General features: G+C 43.0%; 18 protein-coding genes. 1 reads left to right on the top strand and 17 read right to left on the bottom strand.

The window, feature by feature from the left end; all coding sequences use genetic code 11:
- Nucleotides 1-17 precede the first annotated feature (17 nt).
- From I2C87_RS01840 to I2C87_RS01790, 11 genes are all read right to left on the bottom strand, one after another.
- Complete coding sequence (locus I2C87_RS01840) at nt 18-3,089, bottom strand: CocE/NonD family hydrolase (protein WP_195323776.1); 3,072 nt, start codon at nt 3,087-3,089, stop codon at nt 18-20.
- Between the two features lie 114 nt (nt 3,090-3,203).
- The gene (locus I2C87_RS01835; RefSeq protein ID WP_195323775.1) at nt 3,204-5,204 is read right to left on the bottom strand and encodes a peptide ABC transporter substrate-binding protein; all 2,001 of its coding nucleotides are present in this window, start codon (nt 5,202-5,204) and stop codon (nt 3,204-3,206) included.
- Between the two features lie 109 nt (nt 5,205-5,313).
- The gene (gene trpA / locus I2C87_RS01830) at nt 5,314-6,099 is read right to left on the bottom strand and encodes a tryptophan synthase subunit alpha (RefSeq protein WP_195323774.1); all 786 of its coding nucleotides are present in this window, start codon (nt 6,097-6,099) and stop codon (nt 5,314-5,316) included.
- Between the two features lie 2 nt (nt 6,100-6,101).
- Nucleotides 6,102-7,304, bottom strand: coding sequence for a tryptophan synthase subunit beta (trpB, locus tag I2C87_RS01825; protein ID WP_195323773.1), 1,203 nt, complete (start codon nt 7,302-7,304; stop codon nt 6,102-6,104).
- Entirely contained in the window at nt 7,301-7,882 is a 582-nt protein-coding gene (locus tag I2C87_RS01820) for a phosphoribosylanthranilate isomerase (protein WP_195323772.1), read from the bottom strand. The genes trpB and I2C87_RS01820 overlap by 4 nt, the downstream gene beginning before the upstream one ends.
- A complete protein-coding gene (gene trpC, locus I2C87_RS01815; protein WP_195323771.1) occupies nt 7,869-8,636 on the bottom strand; it encodes an indole-3-glycerol phosphate synthase TrpC in 768 nt (255 codons plus the stop codon). The genes I2C87_RS01820 and trpC overlap by 14 nt, the downstream gene beginning before the upstream one ends.
- A complete protein-coding gene (gene trpD, locus I2C87_RS01810) occupies nt 8,633-9,637 on the bottom strand; it encodes an anthranilate phosphoribosyltransferase (protein WP_195323770.1) in 1,005 nt (334 codons plus the stop codon). Before trpD ends, trpC begins: the two co-directional genes overlap by 4 nt.
- A 64-nt stretch (nt 9,638-9,701) precedes the next feature.
- A complete protein-coding gene (locus I2C87_RS01805; RefSeq protein ID WP_195323769.1) occupies nt 9,702-10,268 on the bottom strand; it encodes an aminodeoxychorismate/anthranilate synthase component II in 567 nt (188 codons plus the stop codon).
- Nucleotides 10,265-11,620: an anthranilate synthase component I gene (gene trpE, locus I2C87_RS01800; RefSeq protein WP_195323768.1), complete on the bottom strand. Its 1,356-nt coding sequence runs from the start codon at nt 11,618-11,620 to the stop codon at nt 10,265-10,267. Before trpE ends, I2C87_RS01805 begins: the two co-directional genes overlap by 4 nt.
- 490 nt (nt 11,621-12,110) lie before the next feature.
- Nucleotides 12,111-13,148 (bottom strand): M42 family metallopeptidase, encoded by a 1,038-nt coding sequence (locus tag I2C87_RS01795; protein ID WP_195323767.1) that lies wholly within the window; start codon nt 13,146-13,148, stop codon nt 12,111-12,113.
- Between the two features lie 325 nt (nt 13,149-13,473).
- Nucleotides 13,474-14,079, bottom strand: a complete 606-nt coding sequence (locus I2C87_RS01790) for a hypothetical protein (RefSeq protein ID WP_195323766.1) — start codon at nt 14,077-14,079, stop codon at nt 13,474-13,476.
- A gap of 235 nt (nt 14,080-14,314) precedes the next feature.
- Here I2C87_RS01790 and I2C87_RS01785 point away from each other — a divergent pair, with 235 nt between their 5' ends.
- The gene (locus I2C87_RS01785) at nt 14,315-15,010 is read left to right on the top strand and encodes a VIT1/CCC1 transporter family protein (RefSeq protein WP_195323765.1); all 696 of its coding nucleotides are present in this window, start codon (nt 14,315-14,317) and stop codon (nt 15,008-15,010) included.
- A gap of 29 nt (nt 15,011-15,039) precedes the next feature.
- Here I2C87_RS01785 and I2C87_RS01780 read toward each other — a convergent pair whose 3' ends face one another.
- From I2C87_RS01780 to I2C87_RS01755, 6 genes are all read right to left on the bottom strand, one after another.
- A complete protein-coding gene (locus I2C87_RS01780) occupies nt 15,040-15,579 on the bottom strand; it encodes an NADPH-dependent FMN reductase (RefSeq protein ID WP_195323764.1) in 540 nt (179 codons plus the stop codon).
- A gap of 148 nt (nt 15,580-15,727) precedes the next feature.
- Nucleotides 15,728-16,579 carry a VOC family protein gene (locus tag I2C87_RS01775; protein ID WP_195323763.1) on the bottom strand — a complete coding sequence of 284 codons (852 nt, stop codon included), beginning with the start codon at nt 16,577-16,579 and terminating at the stop codon, nt 15,728-15,730.
- A gap of 240 nt (nt 16,580-16,819) precedes the next feature.
- Nucleotides 16,820-19,864 (bottom strand): type I restriction endonuclease subunit R, encoded by a 3,045-nt coding sequence (locus tag I2C87_RS01770; protein ID WP_195323762.1) that lies wholly within the window; start codon nt 19,862-19,864, stop codon nt 16,820-16,822.
- Nucleotides 19,865-19,919: 55 nt separating this feature from the next.
- Nucleotides 19,920-20,438, bottom strand: a complete 519-nt coding sequence (locus I2C87_RS01765; protein ID WP_195323940.1) for a restriction endonuclease subunit S — start codon at nt 20,436-20,438, stop codon at nt 19,920-19,922.
- 35 nt (nt 20,439-20,473) lie between these two features.
- Nucleotides 20,474-21,679, bottom strand: coding sequence for a restriction endonuclease subunit S (locus I2C87_RS01760; RefSeq protein WP_195323761.1), 1,206 nt, complete (start codon nt 21,677-21,679; stop codon nt 20,474-20,476).
- Complete coding sequence (locus I2C87_RS01755; RefSeq protein ID WP_195323760.1) at nt 21,679-23,247, bottom strand: type I restriction-modification system subunit M; 1,569 nt, start codon at nt 23,245-23,247, stop codon at nt 21,679-21,681. The genes I2C87_RS01760 and I2C87_RS01755 overlap by 1 nt, the downstream gene beginning before the upstream one ends.
- Nucleotides 23,248-23,253: the final 6 nt, after the last annotated feature.

Here is a 23,253-nt window from a genome sequence, read left to right as displayed (position 1 = left end):
AAATATTTGCTACGTTCTCAGCCTTGGACATCTTCTTTCTTTTTCTTCCAGAAAAGAAGGCTAGACAAGAGGAGGGTACCTAACCCATAGAATCCTATCCATTCCTTTTCAGTGCCTGTTTGAGGAAGCTGACCTGCTTTTTCTTGCGCTGGAACTACTGCTTTACCCGTCTCATAGACAAATGTTTGTCCATAAGCAACAGATAGAGATTCTGGTTTTGCAGTTTCTTTCTCAGCCGTTTTGACGAGTGGACGAAGATTTGTACCAGCAGGAATCTCTGATCTACCATATCTTTCAGGCTCTGGAAGGACTGGCAGATGGTATTCTTCGATGTAATGAACTGCTGGTTCTACCAATTTGGCTCCTTGAATCTCTGGAAGGGCAGCATATGCTGTATCAGCCGCGTTAGGAAGATAAGTAGCTACTTGCGAACGCGTCCCTTCTACAATCGGAATGGTCGCACGGATAGAATCTGTCTTGAAGGTGACTTCGTAAGGATTTTCAACGGTTAAGTCAGATGGATCATAGGTATTGAAGACTAGGGCTAATTTGTGGCCCTTTTTAACCGTATAGAGGTTTGGTTGGAGATGGACCGTATAGTCGTGGAATTCTCCAACTTTTGGCTCGATACTATTTCTTGAGCTGGCTGAATCATAGCCAGACTCAGGGTTGGCCAGGTTGATCCATCCTTTAGCAATGACCTTGTATTTGGTCTTAATGGTCTCAAACTCTGCTACAGAGAGATTAGAAAGGTTACTTCCCATCCAGAAGCCGTCTGCTTTTTTATCTGCTTTGACGCCACCGTTGCCGACCACATCAAATTCCTCATCAGAGACGTCGACTAAAAGGGCATTGATCTGGAAGTTTTTGCCTTTCCCCTTAGCCAGGGCTGCCTTGAAGTGCACAGGGATATGCCCTTTGATGGTAGTATCTTCTGTCACCTCTGACACAAAGGTCATGTTGGCTTTTGAAGAACCTTGACTTACAGTTTCGTTGCGTTTAGCAATCTCTATGCCAGCTCCTGCGTAATCACTTGAAATCGTCTCTTCCAAGCGTTTCGACTGGGCATTGAGGAAGAGGCGTTGTGAAGTCTTCCAGTTATCATAAGTGGTCCACTTGCTTGGGTCATAGTTGTTTTGAGCCAAGACAGCTGGTAATTTGTCAACTTGATTCTCTACCCCGTACAAGTAATGACTAAGCCAGGTATTCAAAAGATCATAGAAATCTTGGCCATTGGCCTGAATACCATAACCACGAGACATGGCTGCTGGATAGACGTGGTCTCCCTGGTGGAGATAGAGCTTGACATTTTGGCCTGCCTTCTTGAGGGCATCGTACATGAGTTCAAAATGCTTGGTTTTAACGTTGTCATCATTCAAGCCGTGAACCAAGAGGGCACTGGTCTTGAATTTTTCAGGATGAAGGGTATAATCCCGCTCCTTCCAGACATCGCTGTAATTGCGTTCGTGCGCATTTTGGTCCTTGTTGAGCTGGTTGATATAGTTGGCATAATTTTGCCAAATGCCTGCCCAGTCTTTTTCATCTAGGATCCGAGTACCGACATAGAGGGACAACCAAGATAAATCACTATATGGTGGGTTCCCATAAGCTGTTCCTTGACTATTGAAATAGTCATACCAAGAAGCGATCCCAGCAGCTGGAACGATGGTCTTCAAGCCTTCGACTCCTGTACTTGCCACACCAAAGGTCGTGGTTCCAGCCCAGGATAGACCGGTCATGGCAACATTTCCTGTGGCCCAGTCTGCCTTGATTTCAACATTGCTAGTCTTATCGGTGTAGGCCTTGCGCTTGCCATTGACCCACTCGATAATATTCTTAAAGGCATTGATTTCGAGATCAGAGCCTGTGGTGTTAAATCCTTCTGATCCCTTGGTACCAAGCCCAGCACTAGAGATAAAGGCATAGCCTCTGACCAAGAAATAGTCGTACCAGTTGAGATTTTCGTAGTCATAGATGTACTCGTAGGGACTGTAGTAATACCAATCCGAAGCCTTGGCCTTCTTAGCCGCATCTACAGTTGATGAGTTTCCAACAGCCTGTCGTTTAGCTGGTTGATTCCGCAACTTCTTCATATCATAGGAGCCATCTGTCGGCAAGCCCAAGCTTTCAAGAGTCACATAGTTCTCATCCAAGGTTCCTGCTACATAAGGACGCGCTTCCAGAATGGTCGCCGCCTTAAAGTCTCCCCTGGCAACTGCCTTAGGCAACTGGACAATGGCCTTGACTAAGTCCCGCTTGCCATCCGCATCTGTATCGTAATCGGTCTCTACATAGACTGGGAAGCGGACGATTTCGCTATCCTCATAGTGGTAGTCTTCATCTGATTTTTCCCCACTTGTATAAGGAAAGATGGGTTGAGCCCGCCCATTTAAAAAGAGAGGAGCTTTCTTTTCAGAGCGATAGGCATCATAGAGTTTCTTAGCAATGCTATACATATTGGTCAGCTCTTCTTGACTGACCTTGCGGTTCAAGTCCTCTTGAGTGCTAATCATCCCTAGACTCTTAGCAAAGCGTTCCCGATCAGCAGCCGATTGACCAGCCTGCTTAGGATCCTTCGCCGCCCACTGAAGCAATTCATCAACAGCATTTTGAACCGTTAATTCCTTATCCTTGAGCTCACTATTTGCCAAGCTTCCTGTGTAAGAGGTTAAGGCTTGTCCTGTCGCTGGAGTTGATGTTCCCGTCGAAGCCGCTGGACTAGCTGGGACACCTGCCCCCTGAGGTGCCTGTGGGAGATTTATTTTTTCAGTTACCGCCACGGTCTTTTCTTGTCCAACTGGCTGGTCAGCCTTCTCCGCCTCTGCAGCAGCAATTGGACTCGGTCCTGCAGGTTCAGAAACCTCTACTTCCTTCTTAGGTTCCACATTTGGAGCGGATGCAGACGGATCTGCCTGACTCTGGGAAGTTGCTCCTTCAGAAGCTACAGGCTCCGGAGCCACCTGAGTCACGACTTCTTTCGTTGGAGCAAGCTCTGGTAGGTTCTCATCTGCTGCTACCACTTGATTTAAGACAAAGGGAGCTAGCAAAAGGCTTGAAGCCACCATGGACACCACTGTTTTCTTTTTCATAAAAGAGACCTCACTATTTTGTAATCAATACAGCTATTATACTATGTAAGCGCTTTTATAGCAAATTCTAAACAAGAAAAAAATCGAGGCAAATTTGCCTCGATCAAAAGATGTTTATTTCACATGATCTTTTAATTCTTCTTGAGCTTTTTGGTTAGACTCTGCTTGCTCTTTCTTCCATTTTTCAAGAGCTTTGTTGTAGTCTTCGGTTGTTACAGCCTTGTCTTGAAGTTCCATACCTTTATAGACAACGTTGTCTTTTCCTTTACCACCAGTCCAGCCAAATGGCGCTGAGAATGGTACGACACGAGTCAAGAATGGACGACCAGTCTTAGAAGTGGTTGGGATGACCAAAGCACTATCTGTCAACCAAGCTTGAGCTGCCGCATATTTCTCATAACGTTTGTTAAGGTCTTGTGTTTCAGCTCCTGCTTCTGTTACCATCTTCTCAAAGTCGTACAAGCCAACTTTCTTAGCTGCCTCATTGTTTTCGCTTGGGTCAAATCCAAGGAAGGTACGAGTATTTTCACCAGAAGATGCTTTCAAGATATCAAGGTAAGTTGATGGGTCTTGATAGTCAGGGCTCCATCCAACGTTATCTGAGATATCCCAGTCTTCGTCTTCTGCTTTAGCAGCAAAGAGGGTTACGTTCAAGAGATCTTCTTTTGATACCATATGGATATCGACAACGACGTTTTCTTTTCCAAGCGTACTTTCAACTGATTGTTTGAAAGATTGAGCACGTTGAACCTTAGATTGAGTCGTTTGGTCTACTGGCATATCCAAGTGGATTGGGAATTTCACGCCATCTGCTTCAAGTGCAGATTTCGCTTTCGCAAACTCTTCTTTGGCTTGTTTTTCGTTGTAAAGACCATTCTGACCATCGTCAAGATTTGCATCTTTCCACTCGTCTCCATAAGTCACCAACTCAGATTTAACCATCTCACCGAAGGTCTTGCCATCTGCTTGAACGAATGTAGGTGGGATGTACAAGTTACGAATCAGTTTGCTTGCTCCATCTTTACCATTCGCTTGGGCAGCATAGGCTTCACGGTCAAAGGCAAAGCTGATTGATTGACGGAAGTCTTTGTTCAAAAGAGCTTTCTTAGTAGATGATTTTTCTTCATCTGTTGTTTTTGAAGTGTACTTGTAAGACTGACGGTCGATATTCACACCGATAACGAAGGTGCTGGCATCTTGAGGAGTGTAGATGATTTCATCTTTAAACTTCTTAGCTTGGTCTGTAAATCCAGGTCCAGTTGGGAACAATTTAGCAAGGCTAAGAGCGTTGTCCTCAAATGAGTTTGCCAATTTACTTTGGTCTTGACCATCATAGTATTCGAGCTTAACATCTGTGATGTGAACATTGTCCTTATCCCAGTAGTTTTCATTCTTGCTCATCTCGATAGATGATTTAGAAGTGAAGCTCTTCAAGATGTATGGACCATTGTAAAGAAGTGAGCTAGTGTCACTTGCTTGGGCAAATTTATCCCCTTTTGATTCAACGAATTTCTGATTGATTGGGAAAGTGATCCCAAGAGTCAACTTAGAATTCCAGAAAGGCTCTGCCTGGTTCAAAGTGATTTGAAGGGTATGATCATCAACTGCTTTAATGCCTACATTTTTGAAGTCTGAAGTCTTACCTTCAACATAATCATTCAATCCCTTGATAGAGTTTTGAATGATGTAGAGCATTTCAGACTTGTGGTCAGCGGCATACTTGATCCCTGCAACGAAGTCATCTGCTGTCACATCCGCATACTCTTCCCCTTCTGAATCATACCATTTGGCATCATCACGAAGTTTGTAAGTATAAGTCAAGCCATCTTGAGAAACTGTCCAATCTTTAGCAAGTGAAGGAATCAAATTTCCATACTTGTCGTTTTCAAACAAACCATCGATCAAGTTTCCTGTGATTTCGTGGGTTGCAGCTTTACCAGATGTGATGTAGTTCAAGTTTTCAGGTTCTGTCTCATAGACGTAAGAGAATTTTTGACCTGACTCACTTGATTTTGAGCTTGAGCTTGATGATTTAGAACCACCAGAACATGCTGCAAGAATACCTGCTGAAAGAAGAGCTACTCCTGCAAGAGCAATGACATTTCTTTTTTTCATTGTTTACTCCTAATAAATTTTTAAGGTTGTCTTAAGATTATACCACAAAGATTTTCAGAAGAGAAGTAATTTTCTGAAAATTTATTAAATTTTGTAATTTTTCTTATCCTTAGCATTTATTAAAGTGTGAACCATAGTCTACAAAGGCCTTAACATCGCTGGTTTTGCCCTCATGAAGGTCCCGAACAATTTTCGAGCCTACGATGACACCATCCGATACCTGATTAAAGCGTTGGATATCTTCTTGGGTGGAGACCCCAAATCCTGTCAGAACTGGAATAGTGGCCAAGTCTCTCAAGGTCGCCAAGTGCTGATCCAAGTCGTCCCGGTAATTGCCCATTTTTCCAGTAACCCCATTGATGGCTACCGCATAGATAAAGCCTTCTGCTTCTTGGATCAAGGCCTTTTGGCGTTCGATGCCTGTGGTCAAGCTGACCAAGGGTACAAGGGCAATATCACTCCCTTCCAAGTAAGGTGCTATCATATCCGCATGTTCATTTGGCAAGTCGGGAATGATCAAGCCTTTGACGGAGGTAGAAGCCAATTCTTTTATAAAAGCCTCTATCCCATATTGGAAGACTGGATTGATATAGGTCATGATGACCAGGGGAATCTTGGTCTCTTGTTCTTGGAGTTTTTTTACAATAGCGGTTAAGGTCACTCCCTTGGCCAAGCTACGTTGCCCAGCCATTTCGATGACTGGCCCATCCGCTACAGGGTCCGACCAGGGAATCCCCACTTCAATAGCCGATGCTCCACTTTCTTCTAAGAGCTGGATAGTGTCAAAGAGGCCATCCAGTCCCTTCTCATGATCCCCCGCCATAATGTAAGGGACGAAGATCCCACGCTTGCTGTCTTTAATAGCTTGTAAATGCTGTGTTAGTGTTTTGGTCATCTCTACTTCCCTTCTGCTTCAAACCGTTCTTTCACCTGCATGACATCCTTGTCTCCACGGCCAGATAGGCAGATGATGAGATTTTGGTCCGGAGTCATTTTTGCTGCGACTTTTTGCGCTAGAGCGATAGCATGACTGGACTCCAATGCTGGAATGATTCCCTCCAAACGAGAGAGCAACTTAAATCCTTCGAGGGCTTCTTCATCCGTGATGGAATCATAGGTAGCCCGGCCAATTTCATTGAAATAGCAATGCTCTGGCCCCACACCAGGATAATCCAATCCAGCAGAGATAGAGAAAGCCTCCATGATCTGTCCATGGGCATCTTGAAGCACTTCCATCAAGGCTCCGTGAAGGATTCCTGGACGACCTTTGGCAAAGGTCGCTGCGTGTTTGTCCGTATCCAAACCAAGACCAGAGGCTTCTGCTCCGTACATGGCTACAGATTCGTCTTCTACAAAGGGGTAGAACATGCCAATGGCATTGGAACCTCCACCGATACAAGCTAGGACCGCGTCAGGAAGTTTTCCACCCGAGACTTCAGCAAACTGACGTTTGGCTTCCTTACCAATAACAGATTGAAAATCTCGAACAATCTCTGGGAAGGGAGCTGGTCCAAGGGCAGACCCCATGATATAGTGGGTATCATCAATCCCAGCTACCCATGCACGAAGGGCTGCATTGACCGCATCTTTCAGCACGCGCGATCCGTCTGTCACACTATGGACTTTTGCTCCCAAGAGTTCCATCCGAAAGACATTGAGGGCTTGGCGTTTGACATCTTCTTCCCCCATGTAGATGGTACACTCCATCTCAAAGAGTGCTGCTGCCGTCGCTGTCGCTACTCCGTGTTGACCAGCCCCTGTCTCCGCGATGATCTTCTTCTTGCCCATCCGTTTAGCCAGCAAGACCTGACCAAGAGCATTGTTAATCTTGTGGGCCCCTGTATGGTTGAGGTCTTCTCGTTTCAGGTAGATTTGTGCCCCACCGATGTGCTTGGAGAGGCTTTTGGCGTGGTATAGTGGAGTCTCCCGCCCTACATAATTCTTGAGCAAGTCATCCAATTCCGCCTGAAAGCTTGGATCTGCTTTGGCTTCTCGGTATGCCTGATCCAATTCGATCACGGCTGTCATCAGGGTTTCTGGGACAAACTGGCCCCCAAATTTTCCATAAAACCCTTTTTCATCCGGTAGTTGATAGTTCATGCTTTCGCTCCTTCTATAAATGCTTTTATCTTTTCTATATCTTTGTGTCCGTCTGTTTCGACCCCTGAAGAGACATCCAGGGCATAGGGCTGAAAGTTCTCTCGAGCTTGGTGGACATTGTCCACTGTCAAGCCCCCTGCAATAAAGAAGTCCTGCCGGATCTTCTGATCTTTCAGCAAGTCCCAATCAAAGGTTTGCCCACTCCCAGCTACTGGAGCATCAAAGAGCAGATAATCAGCCTGGCTTGACACTTGGGCTTCCCCATCTCTGAGCTGGATCGCGCGAATGACGGGAACTGAAATCTTTGGTATCAGAGCTTCATCAAACGTTCCATGAATCTGAACAATGTCTAAGGGAACCTGAGCAATGGCTTGCTCCAAGTCCTCTAGACTGGGTGAGACAAAGACTCCAACAATTTTGGTCATGCCAGTCACCAGTCTCGCCAATTCGTGGGCTTGCTCCAGACTGACTTGTCGCTTGCTCTTAGCGAATACAAAGCCGATATAGTCTGCTCCTGCTAGGACAGCTGTCTCCACGGCTTCCGCTGTAGATAGGCCGCATATTTTAACCTTTGTCAATTTGTAACTCCTTGACCTTTGCTGCTACATCTCCTGCTGTCATGAGGGCAGTCCCTACCAAGATCCCATTAAAGTAGGGAGCGACTAAAGCCGCATCTGCCCCATCAAAAATAGCGGACTCCGATATATAAGCTGGCTGGTCTTTGAAATGCGCGGACAATTCAAAACTGGTATTCAGATCCGTTTCAAAAGTGACCAGGTTCCGGTTGTTGACCCCAATGATGTCCGCCCCGATCCGATGGGCGATTTCGAGTTCAGCTAAGTTATGGGTCTCTACAAGCACTTCCAAACCAAGCCCCGTCGCAAAGTCATAGAGTTCCTTGAGCCGGGCTTCGGGCAGGGCTGCGACAATCAAGAGAATGACCGTCGCTCCGGCATTGCGAGAGCGGACAATTTGCTTCTCATCGATGATAAAATCCTTGGCCAAGGTTGGAATCGTTACCTGGGAAGAAATCTCACGAAGGTAGTCGAGATCTCCTTTGAAAAAGACTTGGTCCGTCAGGACTGAGATCATGGCTGCCCCGTTTTCTTCATAGGTCTTGGCTTGGGCGACAATATCCACATCCAAGTTAATATCCCCCATACTAGGGCTGGCTTTCTTCACCTCAGCGATGATCTGCAAGTGCTCTTGATGGCTCTTGAGAAAATCATAGAGACGATAGGTCTGACGAAGAGGCTGGAGGTCTTCCATGACCATTTGCGCCACTTCTTTTTCTTTTTGTTCTAGGATTGTCGGTAGAAAGGCTTTACTCATACTTGAACCTCTTGTAAGTGTTGCAATTTAGCAAGGGCAGAACCATCCGCAATCAATTGACGCGCAAGCTCCACACCTTCTTTGATGCTTGCCACTTTTCCTTTGGCATAGAAACCAAGACCAGCATTGAGAACTGTCGTTTCCAGATAAGGGCTGGCTTCATTCTTCAAGACACTGAGGAGAATTTCTGCATTTTCCTTGGCATCGCCACCAGTTATTTCAGACAGCTCTACCTTGTCCATCCCTAGATCTTCATAGGTAAAGGTATGCTGGCTGATTTTGCCGTCTTCTAGGAGGGTATAGGTATTGGTTCCATATAGAGCTGCTTCGTCCATATTGTCAGGACCTGTGATGACGACGGCACGTTTGCGTCCCAGTTGCTGGATGGCACGCGCGACAATCTCTTGCAACTCAACACGATAGAGCCCCATGAGTTGGGTTTCAAGATCCAGTGGATTAGCCAGAGGACCGACCAGGTTCATAATGGTTGGAATCCCCATAGCCTGACGAGCAGGACCAATAAAGCGCATAGCCGGATGCATGGTTTGCGCAAAGATAAAGGCCAAACCAACCTCGTCCAAGGCTTTAGAGAGGGTCTCTGGCGAGGCAGCCACGTTGATTCCCAGCGCTTCAAGGACATCTGCAGAGCCTGACTTAGAAGAAACAGAGCGATTGCCGGCCTTGGCCATGCGGATCCCTCCCGCAGACAAAACGAAGCAAACAGTCGTCGAAATGTTAAAGCTATAGGATTGGTCTCCACCAGTCCCACAGTTGCACATGGCATCTGAGAAGGTTTCTGGCAATACCGTCGCATGGGCCTTTAAGGCACGTACAATTCCGGTAATTTCGTCTGCTGTTTCTCCCTTGGTTTTGAGTCCCATCAAAAAGGCAGCGATTTGACTTTCTGATAGTTGGTTTTGCAAGATTTGATCAAAGACTTCTTGGACCTGCTCTTGCGTCAAGTCTTGGCGATTAGAGATTTGTAAGAATAGTTCTTTCATAAGGGTTTCCTCTTGTCTTTTCTACACGTTTCAATAGAAATTTTAGTTGCTTGGAACTGTTGGTCTAGTCGAGGACCAGCTTCACAAAATTTTCGATCATTTTTAGACCATCTGGACTACCGATACTCTCAGGATGATACTGAAGTCCATAGATGGGCAGGCTCTTGTGTTGGATGGCCATGATTTCTAGGTCGTCCGTGGTAATGGCTGTTACCTCAAATTCTTCTGGCATTTGGTCTACTACGATAGAATGGTAACGCATGATAGGCACATCATTCTCAATATCCTTGAAAATGGGAGATGGTGTTTCAAAGGTAATCTGGCTTTGTTTGCCATGCATGACATTCTTAGCCAGTCGCAACTTGCCGTCAAAGGTCTCAGCTAGGGCTTGATGCCCCAGGCAAATCCCCAACATTGGTTTCTTACCTGCAAAGTCCTTGATCATGGCTTCCATTTTCCCAGCATCTGCTGGCCAGCCTGGACCTGGGGAGAAGACGAGGGCATCTGCCTCTTCCGCCTGCTCATACAAGCGCTCATCATCATTTCGCAAGACCTCAACCTCTGTAAAAGTTCCCAAGTATTGGGCCAAATTATAGGTGAAGGAATCATAATTATCCACTAATAAAATCATTGAACATCTCCTATTCTTGTCATCGATTTTGCCTTGTTAATCGTCTCGTAAAATTCATTCTCTGGAACACTGTCGTAGACAATCCCTGCTCCTGCTTGGACGTAGGCCTTTTGATTCTTGAGGATCATGGTCCGGATGGCAATGGCGAAGTCCATATCCCCTGTCGCAGAGAGGTAACCAATAGCTCCCGCATAGACGCCACGTTTTTCCTGTTCCAATTCATAGATCCAACGCATGGCCCGAATCTTAGGAGCCCCAGAGACTGTCCCAGCTGGCAAGGTGGATTTGAGTGCATCGAGAGCTGTTAAGTGAGGCAGGAGTTGCCCCTTGACCACACTGGTCAGGTGCATGACATAGCGGAAATACTCGACTTCCATATACTTGGTCACTTCGACCGTCCCGTTTTGAGCGATTTTCCCGATATCATTGCGGCCCAGATCCACCAGCATGCGGTGCTCGGCTGTTTCCTTGATATCGTGAAGGAGTTCATGAGCCAGGGCTTGGTCCTCTTCTTCCGTTGCTCCACGAGGTCGGGTTCCGGCGATTGGATTGGTCGTCACCTCTCCCTTCTTCACCGATACCAGACTTTCAGGACTGGCTCCAATGATCTGGTAGTGACCAAAGTCATAGAAATAGAGATAGTTAGATGGGTTGGTCACGCGCAAATTCCGGTAATAATCCAAAGGATCACCCTCAAAGTCTGCTGAGAAGCGTTGACTAAGGACACATTGGAACATATCGCCTTCACGGATCAGTTTCTTGGCCTTCTCCACCATCTCCATAAAGACTTCTTTCTCGATATGATTGGTGAAGTGGAGGGCCTGCAAGGCCTGAGGGGTAAACTCGTTGGGTGCTTGGGTTTGCAGATTGGTCACCACTTGCCCCAGTGATTGTCGGACCGCATCATTGCTTCGACCAGAGTAGATATTGTCTTCCACCACATAGACTTTTTCCTTCTTGTGGTCAAAAATCAAATAAGACTCGTAGATGAAGAAATGCATATCTGGTGTCCCGATGGTATCCTGAGGAATAGAGCCAATCTCCTCATAGACTCCGATCATATCATAGCCTGCAAAACCAATGGCCCCACCGGCGAAAGGATGATCAGACGTCAGCCCCTTGACCGTTACCTGGTGGAGGTAGTCAAAAGGATCTTGCTCTAGCACCTTGCCATTCTCATAAAGGATGCCATCCTGATAGGTCACCTCAAATACTGGATTGTAGGCCACGATAGAAAAACGGGCATTCTCCTTCTCACGCGGGATCGACTCAAGGATGACCTTATGGTCACCTTGGACACGCATGTAGGCTAGAATGGGGGTTAAGGTATCAGCTGGTAAAATTTTTTTCATAGGAATTCCTTTCTTTTCCTAGGGACGAAGCGATGCAAGTCCTGATCCAAGCACATCCAATATTCTTCGAAGTTAGCAAGCTGACCAACTAAAAAAGAATACAAAAAACCTCACAGAGTAACACTCTGTGAGGGCATTAAATCAGGTTTAACACGGTACCACCTCAGTTAATGGTCAAAAGGGTAGAAAGCGACCATTATCTCTATCTCCTCTAACAAGGAGTCGCACGATAAGGGGTGCCTACCGAGAAGAATATGTGTTATCTTCTCCTACTCTAAACAATCAGCCCAATGTTCACTAACTCCGACTACCTGCTCACAATACCCGCAGGCTCCCTGAAAATCTTAGACTAGTTACTTACTGATTTACTACATATTTTACTACATTTTTTGGGGATGTCAAGAATTTTTTGACAGTTTATCCTATAAAATCTGCCTAGTCAGCTTGACCAGGCAGATCCAATCCTATTTTTTAACCTTGAAAACGAAGCTTATTTGACCAAGTCGCTCTTGAGGTAGGCGTCAACCATGCGCTCTGTCGCCACCACAGAATCCACGTGGGTGCGCTCATAAGAGTGGCTAGATTCGATCCCTGCTCCGAGAAGACCATGCTTGACTTCTGCTCCTGCGCTCATGGCTGCAGAGGCATCCGAGCCATAGAAAGGATAGATGTCCAGTTTGTAAGGGATATTTTGTTCCTTGGCCAAGGCCACCAAGTGCTGGCGGAAACCATAGTGGTAAGGACCAGAAGCATCTTTGACACAGATAGAAACCGTGTACTCGTCTGTCTGCTGGTCATCTCCCATAGCCCCCATATCGACTGCCAAATATTCGACCGCTTGAGCTGGAATGCTGGAGTTAGCCCCATGTCCCACTTCTTCAAAGACAGAAAAGGCAAAGTGAGTCGTCACTGGTAGGGTCACGCCTTCTTCCTTGTAAACACGAAGGAGGTTAAGCAAGATGGCAGCGCTGACCTTGTCATCCAGGTGACGAGACTTGATAAAGCCCGTATCTGTGACGATGGTCCGAGCATCAAAGCTGATAAAGTCTCCCACTTCAATCCCTAAGTCACGGGTTTCTTTTTCAGAGGTCACTTTTTCATCCAAGCGCACTTCCATATTATCCTGGGTCCGCTCCACTGTTCCTGCATCCTTGTAGACGTGGCAAGAGGTTTGGTGGACAAGGATGGTACCGGAGTGGGTCTTACCAGTATTGGCCACATGGACCGTACAGTTTTCCCCTTCAATCATGTTCCAAGGGAAGCCACCGATGCGGTCTAGCTTGAGACGGCCATCTGGTTTCACAGCACGGACAATTGCTCCCAAGGTATCCACATGGGCCGTGATATAGCGGTGTTGCTCGTCATTCTCACCCTTGAGGACAACGGTTACGCCTCCCTTAGCCGTCCGAACAGGGCTGTAGCCCATGTCTGTCAAGGTCTTGACCAGGTAGGTCGCCACTTCTTCTGTAAAGCCTGTCGGTGATGCGATGCCTGTGAGTTCTTTTAGATATTCAACTGTTTGATTCATGAATTTCTCCTTCAATAATCTGCTAGTACGATTATAGCACGACTGCCTTTAAAAGACTAGCTCCGACAGAAAGCAAAAAGAGGCTGGGACAAAAGTCCTAGCCTCTCAATTGTCTTTGGATTGTCGAGCAAGACGCAGTGGTTGAGTGGGCTCTACTACGCTGATTTCATCAACTTTTACAGCCCTACTCAACTGTGCGGAGGTGGGACGTCGAAATCGAATTCTAACGAATTACCGATTTCTGTCCCACTCTCTCTTTCTTTATTTCTTTTCAAATTCAATCTGTAGATGTAGAAACTAAGTTCCCTCAGAGAAGATAGGAACTTTAGCTACTCAAACCTCCAACAAACTTATAAGCAGTTACCAAAGCATTTGTCATGGTATCACGGGTTTCTTTGAAGGCCTCAATAAAGGCAGCACGGTGCTCTTCTGGGAAAAGCGTTGTATCATCTCCAAATTGAGCAAGTGTTTCATTCACAGAAGCCAACTCTTCATCCATCTTCTTAATACCAGGTTCTATGGTCTTGAAGTAAGATTCTTGTTCAGATTTTGGCAACTTTTCACCCAATTCATTGGCATGCTTCTTATAATTCTCAGCTAGTTTTGCATAAAGTCCCTTGATATCCCCGATTGTTTTCGCATTTTCAATTTCCTGATCTGTTACCAAAACAACTTCTGGAGTAGTTGCTTGAGCGCCAGAGCCTGAAGTAGACTGACTAGAAGAGCTACTTGTATCATCTGTCAATTCAAATTTCTTTGAAGAAAATGATTTCTTCTTAGAGGAGGATGTTTTCTTAGAGGAAGAAGATTTCTCCACCTTGCTTGAAGACTTCTCTGATGAAGCCTTTGGTTTTGCAGTTTGATTTCCCGAACATGCGACCAAGGTCAAGACCGAGAGAAGGGTAATACCGCTTGCGACTAATTTTTTCATGGTTGACTCCTATTCATAATTCATTTATAGAATTATATCTAAAATTATTTCGATTGTCAAAGCATTATAATATCTTAGCTCCTTCTGCTTGTGGTATGTTTTTAAGATGAGATTTACCTTCTATCCTCCATGAACCTTTCTTAAATTGTCGGACTTTTATCATTTAGGACAAAAGTCTTGCAAAATTATATAAGATTAATTATAATCATTCTAAATAAGAAATCAGGAGACAAGTATGACTGAAACAAAACATGGCGTTGATGCCTCTTTCAACGACCGCTTAAATATCTTACGGGCTGGAGTGCTGGGTGCAAATGATGGCATTATTTCCATCGCTGGAGTTGTTATCGGGGTTGCCAGTGCGACCAGCAATCTCTGGATTATCTTCCTATCTGGCCTTTCTGCCATTCTGGCAGGTGCCTTCTCTATGGCGGGTGGAGAATACGTCTCTGTATCGACCCAAAAAGATACAGAAGAAGCCGCTGTGAGTCGGGAGCAAGCTCTTCTGGAACGTGATCAAAAAGCCGCCCGCGACTCCCTCTATGCAGCCTATATCCAAAATGGGGAATGCGAAACGGCTGCTCAAATCATGACCGAGCGGGCCTTTCTCAAACACCCTCTCAAAGCCTTGGTGGAAGAAAAGTATGGGCTGGAGTTTGAAGAGTTTACTAATCCTTGGCATGCGGCCATCTCGAGCTTTATTGCCTTTGTCCTTGGATCCCTTCCTCCTATGCTGTCGATCATCCTCTTGCCAAAAGAAATCCGGATCCCAGCAACAGTGATCATCGTGGCCCTTTCCCTTCTCTTTACCGGCTACACCAGTGCCAAGCTAGGAAAAGCACCAACCAAGCAAGCCATGATCCGTAACTTGGTCATCGGACTACTGACTATGGGGGTTACCTATCTCTTCGGACAATTGTTTAGTATCTAAAAAAGCTGAGACAGAAGTCTCAGCTTTTTTTACGCTTCCAACAAGGCTTGGGCTTGTTTTTCCAATCCTGCGATTGCTTCATCTGTCAAGACCAATTCACCTGTTGCCCAGGCTTCTGGGTTAACGGTTGTTCCAGTGAACTCTCCCACTACTTGGGTACGAACGAATGGCAAGAGGGCTTGGTATGCCGCAAACATTGGCTCGTGTCCTGCATTAGCCACTGAAGAAACTGTTACGATCTTGTCTTGGAGGGCAGATGGACCACGAGTTTCTGATAGGTCAAGGGCACGGCTGAGCCAGTCGATCAAGTTTTTCACCACACCTGGAATGGCAAAGTTATAAACTGGTGAGAAGATCCAGATGGCATCCGCCGCAAGGACTGCATCACGCGCCGCTTGCACTGCTGGCAAGGTTGGCGTTTCCAAATCTTGGTTCATCATAGGGATGTCCTTGTAGTCCAAGTAAGTCACTGTTGCTTTTCCTTCCAGAAGGCTTTCTGCTTTCTTAGCCATTTGGTGGTTAAAAGATCCTTGACGAAGAGATCCGACGATAAATAAAATGTTTTTCATAGTTGTTTCCTCTTTCTGTTGTAAGTTTATTTATTACAAAAACTATTATACACGGCCCAGATGTAATGTCAAGAATTACATCTTGAAATATCACTAATTTTTACTATTTTTGTTTTTTTATCTCAAAAGGCCTAATTTATCAAGGTTTCTAACCCTTTCTGACGCGGGTCACAATCCCATCCGGATCTGTAAACTCGAGTTCACTTGAGGTCAGCCAGATGACAGGTGCCCCCTCTTCTTTTGCTCTCTCTGCGATGGCAACCAGGTCTTCTTTCTGTTCTACCTGGACGACGTAATAGGCTAGCCCAGGAAGTTGCTCTTCACGTTTGGCTAAGTGCTTGCCACCCCACTCATTGACTGCCAGGTGATGGTGGTAGTCCCCAGAGGCAATCCAGCTAGCAGATGGGACGGTGAACTTATCCGATAACTCAAGCACCTTCTGATAAAAGGCTGACGCTGCTTGGCTATCTCTCACAGAGAGGTGGATATGCCCCATGCGGGTGTCGGACGCTATCTGGAAGGGCTCTACCTTGCGGCCCATTTCATAGATCTCTTGGGCAGAGAGCTCCTCCGTCACACCGATGATACGACCATCCTCACGGATATCCCACTCCGCCACTGGCTTATCCCGGTAGATCTCAATACCGTTGCCTTCTGGATCTTCGAGATAGAGAGCTTCGCTGTAGCCATGGTCGGCAGCACCGACAAAGGGAACCTTCAGCTCAGCCATATGCTTGAAGACATCCGCCAAGTCCTCCCGACTAGGTAGGAGAATGGACATGTGATAGAGACCGTAGCTAGCCTTAACAGACTCAGTCCGATCCGTTTGGATCAGGTGGACCAAGGGCTTGCCTCCAGCCCCAAGAAGGACCTCCTCCTCAGTCTGAGACAAAATCTTCAAACCCAGAATTTGGGTGTAAAAAGCGGTCTGACGGGCCAGATCCTTCACATTGAGGACTGCTTCTGCCAGGTAAATCTTGCTATTGTAGGCGTAGGTCATAGATGACTCCTTTTCAGTTTTGTATTTCGTTGTAACATTTTATATTACATCATTATACACTCTTTTTTCAAAGAAGCAAGAAAAATAACTCGACAAAAACCCTCCTTAGAAAACTAAGGAGGGTGAGAAGGTAAGCAAGCGGATATGATATAACTGTAATTATTAACTAGGGAGTATCTATTTTAATCCAATCATTATTCGAAAAGCTATCAATAACTTTAAAAAAATATTAATAATAAATTAGATTCCAGAATAAATATCAACCAGGTTTTGAATTTTATGAAGGATATCTTGTTTCTTACGTTCACGAGCTCCTTGCCTACGAGTAGTCGGTGGAATAATCGAATCCAAGTCAGCTCCACTATTCTCAGCATAACCACGTTGAATAGATCGATCAATGAATAATTGATAATCTTTTACAAGCTTTTCAGACTCTGCCAATTCACGAATAGCAACAGCTTTACGTTCTTTACCATAAGCATAGAATGCATTGATAATCTCATCATGGTCTTTCAGACTCGCTAAATCAGTATCATTAATGAACCCAATAACCAACTCTTCTTTAGCACGAATATCAATACTTGATCGAATGACACGGCTAACTTCAGCTTTCATTGCTTCTTTAGACTCAGAGTTCTTCGATTTCTCTACAATCAAAGCAAGGATATAGTCTAGATTAATCTCATCTGTTTTTAAGAGTTCAATCTCAAATTCAATATCTGAAAGGTCAACACCTAAGTCTTTTGTTCTTTCATAATTTTTAAGGTTTAAGAATTCATCTCGAATTTCTACATAAGAACTTCTTAAATCTTGGAGATAACCTTCCGAGATAGGCTTGTCGATTTCCTGAAATTCATCATAATTTCGAAGAACGTTATCAAGTTTCAGAAACTCTCCAAATAATTTAACAAACTCTTTTTTATCATGTTCTGTTTCAATTTCTTGTGGATTGGGGAATTTTTCCAGAATTTCCTGACAGACTTCTGTATAACCTTTAACCTTGATACCCGTCACCTGATCCACGAAACCATCCATGTATTCGCTAAAACTTTTTTCTAAGATAATATCAAGCTTATTGGTATCCCCAAAGGTTTTGATAGCTTCTTGAGTAGCTTTTTCTAAATCACGGAAACATACGATATTCCCAAATGGTTTAACTTTGTTAAAAATACGATTGGTTCTAGAAAACGCCTGAATCAAACCATGATAACGTAGATTTTTATCGACAAAAAGAGTATTCATGGTTGGAGCATCAAATCCTGTCAAGAACATACCCACTACAATCAGTAAATCCACTTCCTTGGACTTAACTCGTTTAGAAAGGTCACGATAGTAATTTTGAAACTCTTTCCCATCAGTCGAAAAGTTCGTCTTAAACATTTGATTATAGTCGTAGATTGCCTTAGAAAGAAACTCTTTAGATGAAAGAGGCATGGCTGCATCTTGAGGATCTAGCTCTTCATCTTGAATCTCGCCATAAGCTGATTGTTCTTCATTAGGGGCAAAGCTAAAGATCGTTGCGATCTTCAAGCGCTTAGTCTCTGGTAGTTCTGCTTGTTGTCTCTGAAGTTCTTCATAGTATAATTTCGCAGCTTCAATACTTTGTACAGCCAGCATGGCATTAAATCCAGATAGTTGTTTTTGTTTATGAGTATAGTGTTGATTTCGATGCGTCTTATCATTATAAACTCTCAACAGATACTCTGTGATAGTTGCTATCCGTTCTGGATGTAAAAGGAGTTCCTTCTCCATCTTTTTGAGTTTCTTTTCATCAAGCTCTCGGCCGACTGCCTTTTCCGCTTCTCTATACTTATTGATTTCGGGCTTGATATAGTTATAGTCAACCTTGAACTTCAGCACTTTTTTATCTCGAATAGCATCTGTGATAACGTAGTTATGAAGTTGCTCTCCAAAAACCTCTTGTGTTGTTTCTCCTGTTAAACTATTTTCTGGGAAAATCGGAGTCCCTGTAAATCCAAATAAAGCATACTGTTTAAAAGCTTTTTTGATACGCTTTTGTGCTTTCCCAAACTGAGAGCGATGACACTCGTCAAAAATCAAGACACATTTCTTACTGTAGATTTCATGATTTGGATTTGCTGTTATAAATTTATTTAACTTCTGAATCGTTGTGACAACAATTCGATCATCATTTTCTTCAATACTACGTTGGAGTTCTTTTGTATTGTTGCTACCATTTACTGAATTCGGTTGGAATTTTTGATATTCCTTCATAGTTTGATAGTCTAGGTCTTTTCTATCCACCACAAAAATCACTTTGTCAATATAGTCCAACTCTGTTGCTAGACGAGCAGTCTTAAAACTAGTCAAAGTTTTCCCAGAACCAGTAGTGTGCCAGATATAGCCACAGGCATTGATCGTACCGAAATTCTTCATTTCATTTGTGGAATGAATCTTTCGTAAAATACTCTCTGTTGCTGCTATCTGATATGGGCGCATGATGAGTAAGGTATTATCAGCATCAAAGACACAATACTTGGTCAATACTTCCAAGAGGACTCGTTTACTTAGGAATGTAACGGTAAAGTCTTCTAAATCGTGAATGGTTTTATTTTTACGGTCTGCCCATTCACATGTGAATTCATAATGATTTTTATTTTGAGCTGTCGTATTGGCAAAGTAGCGTGTATAGGTTCCATTAGAAATAACAAAAATTTGAATATATTTGTATAAAGAATTTTCGCTATTGAAGCTTTCCTTACTATATCTATGGATTTGTTCAAAAGCTTCTTTAAGACTAACTCCGCGTCTCTTCAATTCAATCTGAACTAACGGTAGACCATTCACTAAAATAGTAACATCATAACGGTTGGTATGACTACCCACTTGGGTCACCTGATTGATGACCTGCATGCTGTTGTTGTGAATGTTTTTCTTATCAAGGATGAAAATATTTTTAATTCGTCCATCATCAAAGACAAAATCATAGATATGATTTTCTTGGATTTTTCGAGTTTTTTCAACTAATCCTTCATTGGGACAATCCAGATACTCTACTACAAAGCGATTCCACTCAGCATCCGAAAAAGTCACCTTATTAAGTTTTTCTATTTGGAGCTTGGCATTTGCTAAGAGCTCTTCAGGTGTATGAATCTTTAAGCGTTCATAGTTGAGATGATTCACCAAATCAGAAATCAACTGATTTTCTAAATCAGCCTCTGACTGATACTCTCTATCCGTGCGATACTCTGGTTGGTATTCAGCCAAGAGAATCCCTTCATTTGTTTCCGCAATTACTTCATGTATTTTTGAATAATCAACCATAGCATGCTTCCTTTTTTATTTTAATTGAGATTCTTTCTCAAAATGATTAAAGACTTTATCTCGTAAAGTTTAATAATTGTTCTCGCCAGTATTCATACTGTTTCTGTCTTAGTTCGATTTCTTTTGGAAGGCCCTCAGAAAGAGAGTTAGTTAAAGTGTTAAAATTATCAAGAATGGAGACGATGCTTTCTTGTTCAGCAAGGGGTGGTAGATAAAAAGCAACTTTATCAATAGCATCCTTAGATAATCTAGGAATACTTGCCTTTCGAACCTGTGATTTGAGCCTATCTTGCTTACTTAACAAAACATAATATATAAATTTATCTGAAATACTATCTGATGTCTCTAATGTATAGACATCATCTGCTGCCCAAAAGTCCGTATCACTATACCCAATTTCACCAGCTGCTCCAGCACATATAATAAAACTAGTTCCTTTCGGTCTGTTTGAATCTGTAAAATATCCTAAAGGAGTCAAACTATTCTGATAAACTGGAAAACTTCCTGAAGTAGTTAGCTGATTTCTAACAAGCCGTTTCCCACGTTGTAAATTGATGACTTGTCCCAACTTCACCTGAATTGGTCCAAATACCCAGTTCAAGAGCCTAATTATGTCTTGTCTGTACTGTACTGTACTGTACTGTCAGTGTACTCGCCTTCGGCGACGAATGTCAAGAGTTTATCTCGAAAATATTCGTACTGTTTTTGACGAAGTTCAATCTCTTTGGGTAGTCCAATATTTAAGTCGTTACAAACCGTATCAAAGTTGTCTAAAACTTGAATAATGCGAGATTGGATTTCGAGGGATGGGACTGGGATTTTTAATGATTTTATCATACTCATATTTATATCCCCTCGTGCACCTTGTTTCAAACTCAATATCTGCCTATTTTGATTAACTAACCAATAATACAAATATTTATAATTTACTATTCTTTCATCAACACTAATACTACAACAATGTTGATTAGTCGTTAAAGGAATACTATTCATAGCAACTCTACCAGCAGTTGCTCCTGAAATTGCAATAATTATACTATTTGGTGATATCCATTTTAAACCCGTTTCTTCAACAGCTCTCTCAGTGACATATTTTTCTGTTGTTGTTATTGTATTAAATTTTACTTCATTTGTTCTAAGCCAAGGAATAGTACCTTTAAGATAATAATCTTCGCATGATTTTTTAGGTGTTACTCCAGTAACAATCTTAACAGAAATATCTTGAATAGTCTTCCACTCAACCTGATATACCTCATCTTCAAATGATAAGAGTTTATCTCGATAAAAAGAATATTGCTTTTTACGTGAGGTCAATTCTGAGGTCAATTCTGAGGTCAATTCTGTAACATAATCAGTGAATTTGTCAAGTATTTGTACGATTTTTTCTTGAATTTCTCTAGGAGGTATTGGAATTGGGAATTTCTCAATCATCGGTTTACGAATTGAACTAACTGTCGCTGATACCGCTTTTTTCGTTATAAAGCTCTTAAAATTAGCATGCATATAGTAGTATATAAATTTTGTTTTTATATTATCAACTGTAATATGAATTCTATATGCTCTCTGATGTAGTCCATATTTTCCTTTAACATAATGAAATATTTTTCCAATGTCTCCTTCACCTGGAATAACTATAGCCTCTTCGTCAAATAAGTAAGTGTTGATTGTTTTAATATTTTTTGAGCGGACGTAAAACGGATATTTTCCATTCTCAACTTGTTCATTCGTGTTATTATTACCAGTTCCGACTTCCGCTACTTCCCCCAACTCTTTCCACTCAACGGGACAGTTCTGGATTTCTTCTAGGATATTCATCATTTACCTCCTAGTTCCTCTACAATCTTATCTATCTCTGCACGTAAGTAGTCAATCTTAGCAACGGTCTCAGCGATTTCTTGATTGAGTTCATCAATATCAATCTTCTCACGTGTATCTTCTTGTTCAACATAGGTTGAGACAGATAGGTTGTAATCCTGCTCCGAACCAATCACTTCATTATCAACAAGAGCCGCTTTATATTCTACATTTTGGTAATTAGTAAATAATTCAACGATATGCCCAATATTACTATCCGTCAAGACATTGTTATTGGTTTCTTTTTTGAACTCCTTACTCGCATCGATAAAGAGGGTTTTATTTTCTAGTTTATTCTTCGCCAAAACTAAAATCGTAGTCGCGATAGAGGTTCCAAAGAAGAGATTATCAGGTAGAGCAATCACTGCTTCAACAAAGTTATTATCTACTAGATACTGACGAATGGTCTTCTCAGCACCACCACGATAGAAAATACCTGGGAAACAAACAATGGCAGCTCGACCTCTGTTAGACAAGTGGTTGAGACTATGCATGATAAAGGCAAAGTCAGCTTTTGACTTAGGAGCTAGTTTCCCTGCTGGCGCAAAACGGTCATCGTTTATGAGAGTTGGGTCTCCATCTCCCACCCATTTGACAGAGTAAGGAGGGTTTGAAACAATCGCATCAAACGGTTTTTCTTCCAAATGTTGAGGATTTAAAAGGGTGTCTCCTCGCTTGATATCGAAGTTATTGTAGTTGATATTGTGCAAGAACATATTCATACGAGCCAAGTTATAGTTGGTCATGTTGATTTCTTGACCAAAGAAACCATCTTCTAGGATATGGTCTTCGTATTGTTTTTTCATCTGTAACAAGAGAGAACCCGACCCACATGTTGGATCGTAAACCTTATTAATCTTGTCCTTACCAACCATTACCAAACGAGCAAGTAATTTAGAAACTGTCTGAGGAGTGAAGAATTCACCACCACTTTTACCAGCATTACTCGCATAGTTTGAAATCAAGAACTCATAGGCATCCCCAAAGGCATCAATGTCATTTTCCTCAAAGTTACCAAAGTTAATGCTATTGATACCATTTAGGATATCAGATAGGCGCTTATTTTTTTCTGGAACAGTCCCACCAAGGATGTTGCTTCGTGTGTCCAAGTTATCAAACAAGCCTTTGATATCATCTTCTGATTTGAAGCCAATTGCTGATTTTTCAATATCTTGGAAAATATTGGCTAAATCTTCGTTTAAATTTTCATTTTGTGAAGCATTTTTGACGACATTTTCAAATAGTTGACTAGGAAGAATAAAGAATCCCTTATCCTCAACTGTCCCTGGTTTAAAATCTCTCTCAGCTTCTTGATCACTCAGGTTAGCATAACGAAATTCTAAATCTCCAGCCTCGTGCTCAGCATGATCAAAATAGTCAGCCATGTGCTCAGAAATAAAGCGATAGAATAGGATTCCTAGGATATACTGCTTAAAATCCCAACCGTCAACAGCCCCACGAACATCGTCCGCAATCGCCCAAATTTTACGGTGAAGTTCCTTGCGCTCTGCATTTTCTTTACTTGCCATTTTTAC

Origin of the sequence: Streptococcus sp. 1001283B150225_161107_H12, assembly GCF_015552665.1 — a bacterium.
GTDB lineage: Bacteria > Bacillota > Bacilli > Lactobacillales > Streptococcaceae > Streptococcus.
This window is presented reverse-complemented; position numbering and strand designations above follow the sequence as displayed.